The 272-nt window shown below is 62.5% G+C and carries 1 protein-coding gene; it reads left to right on the plus strand.

The annotated features are described in order from the left end of the window. Positions 1 to 272 (plus strand): hypothetical protein (locus ACZ3HG_RS23750; RefSeq protein ID WP_465334834.1); only part of this gene is annotated, 272 nt, incomplete at both ends.

Raw genomic sequence — 272 nt, forward strand, 5'->3', positions numbered from 1 at the left:
TCACCTACGATGCTGCCACCTGCGGCCTGAGCAGCGAAAGCCGCCAGCTCGGTGGGCAGATGGTGCTGCAAAAGCAGTTCCGCTATGACGCCTCTGGCAACGTCACCTCGGTCTTTGCTGCCAACGGCCGCGAAGACAAGATCGCCTACGACGCAGCTAACGGTAACTTCCTGCCCGTCCGCTATGGCCGTATGCCGAGCGCCCAGGGCACTGAGCTGGTAACAGCGCTCACCTACGACTATGCCCACGGCGGCCTAGTAAGCAGCAACGCC

This window comes from Erwinia sp. PME.40.26/001 (assembly GCF_055556675.1).